Here is a 2,344-nt window from a genome sequence, read left to right as displayed (position 1 = left end):
ATAGCAATTTAAAAAAGTCTTGCTACAATCATCAGTCTCATACCAATTGTTAAAAGTCACAGAGCCCCACGCCGGACTTAGGAATGAGAATTAAATAACTTCCACAAGTTTGTGGGATGGGCGTCCCGCCCGTCCTTTTTGGACGGGCGGGACGCCCATCCCACAAACTTGTGGAAGTTATTTAATTCTCATTCCTAAGTCCGGCGTGGGGCTCTGTGACTTTTAACAATTGGTATGAGACTGATGATTGTAGCAAGACTTTTTTAAATTGCTATTACTCAGGTTTGCACGCTAAACTCCTCTGGATCGATATCCCAATTTACCCAGCGAATTGCTTCTTTAGCCGTAAGCACATCAGGCGGCACTCGCAAAGCGTGAATAAATCCCGTACTCGGACAAGTCATTTTTAACAAATAAATCGGCTCGACATCGGCGTTATCAATTTTTAATAGCGTGTATTCTTGCCAAGTATCTAATTTTACTGCTTGCAATTGTTGGCAAATGCGATCGTAACCAATTGTCTCAATTAATACTCGACGCAGTTCGGCATTTGATTCCGATAGAAGCCATTCTGCTTGCCACAAATCGGGGTGTACTTTTCCGTATTTTTCGGGTAATTTAACGCCGTGGTGAAAGTATAAACTGTAACCGTCCGCAAATGCGATCGCCGGTTCTCCTTCAGCGTGTAGCCGATTTTCAGCGTCAAAACGGAGGTGCAGGGGGCGATCGCAAACTACGCAAATTTTCTCAAACGGCAAGATCCACCCGCACTCCTCGAACAACTCTTGCTTGCAGCGAAGTAGTTCTTGTGCTTTCAAGTCGAGAGTGACACCAAATTTCGAGATCAAAAATTCAGTCAAATGAATTTCCTTCACCAGAGTTGTAGAGGTTAGTGGTTCTAGATCGTTAAAATATGAGCGGAAATCCTCTCCCAGCGATTTTAGGTCATTTTTTAGCAATTGCTGAAATTCTGACACCAGAATGCGATCGGCATTCGGATCTAGTATTATTGCATTCGACAGAGCATTCCACAACGCCCAACCCGAAAATCCTACGTCCAACCATTGAAAAAATTTGTGCAACAAAGATTTTCCCCATACTAAATTTGTCACCGCTATTTCCGATATTTGATCTCGTGCGTCCAACTCTTCAAAAATTTGGTCTAACAAAGATTTTTCCCCTACTAAAGTTGTCACCGCTATTTCCCATATTTGATCTCGTGATACACTGTCAATATTGAGTAGTTTGAAGAGTTCGAGAGAAGCGACCTGTGGACTGCTGCAAACAATAACTTCGGGTGCTTCCACACCAATAGCTGCATAGATTTTTTTCACTGCTTCTGTAGCTTTTTTAGAATCAATAGGCGCAGTCTTGAGGGTAAGGTACTTTTGTGTAAGTTCCCTCGGCAGATTTAAGTCGGTAATTGGATTGTTGTAGAGATAAATTTCGGGCTCGTTGGTGAGTGCCGACAGCGGAGTGATATCGGTAATTTGATTGCTGGAGATAATCAGTCTGGTCAGGTTGTTGAGTCCCGAAACCGGAGTGATGTCGGTAATTTGATTATTATGGAGATTCAGTAGGAACATATTGGTGAGTGCCGACAGTCCAGTGATGTCGGTAACTGGAGTGTTGGAGAGAAACAGTCTGGTCAGATTTGTAAGTTCCGACAGCCCAGTGATGTCGGTAATTGGATTGTTGGAGAGATGCAGCCTTCTCAGGTTGATGAGTGGTGACAGCGGAGTGAGATCGGTAATTGAATTGGTTTCGAGATGCAGGCTTATCAGGTTGATGAGTCCCGACAGCGCATTTATTTCGGTAATTTGATTGTTTTCGAGATGCAGTCTGGTGAGGTTGGTAAATCCCGATACCGGAGTTATGTTGGTAATTTTATTGGAGGAGAGATGCAGTTCAGTAAGGTTTGAAAGTACCCGATCGGCTTCATTGCAATCACAAGTGCCAGCCTGTTTTAACAGCATCTCAACTGTATGCCTTGCCGATTCTGAAAGACTATCTTTGTGCTTGCACCAATCGGCAAAGCGGGTAAAATTAATTGGTTGATTTGCTTGTGGTTCTGGCATAATAAATTTAGACTCCAGTTTGGGAAAATTTCAGGAATTCATGTTTGCACGCTAAATTCCTCTGGGTCGGTTCCCCAATTTACCCAACGAATTGCTTCTTGAGCCGTTAGCGAAGCCCTCGAAGAGGATCGCACATTTGGCGGCACGCGCAAAGCGTGAATAGACCTCTTGCAAAAGTCATTTTCATAAATTTATTGGACGGGCAAGATGCCCAACCCACAAGAAAAAATAAATCTTGTGGGATGGGCATATTGGCCGTCCTAGTT

General features: G+C 43.5%; 2 pseudogenes. Both read right to left on the bottom strand.

Going from position 1 to position 2,344, the window contains the following annotated elements:
* Positions 1–278: 278 nt before the first annotated feature.
* Positions 279–833 (bottom strand): annotated as a pseudogene (locus ACUVJL_RS28600) (DUF6745 domain-containing protein); the annotation flags it as partial.
* A 645-nt stretch (positions 834–1,478) separates the two neighbouring features.
* Positions 1,479–1,976 (bottom strand): annotated as a pseudogene (locus ACUVJL_RS28595) (leucine-rich repeat domain-containing protein); the annotation flags it as partial.
* Between the last annotated feature and the right edge of the window lie 368 nt (positions 1,977–2,344).

Origin of the sequence: Microcoleus sp. OTE_8_concoct_300 (assembly GCF_031383065.1) — a bacterium.
Lineage (GTDB): Bacteria > Cyanobacteriota > Cyanobacteriia > Cyanobacteriales > Microcoleaceae > Microcoleus.
The sequence above is the reverse complement of the archived record's forward strand: the minus strand, read 5'-3'. Positions and strand labels throughout refer to the sequence as shown.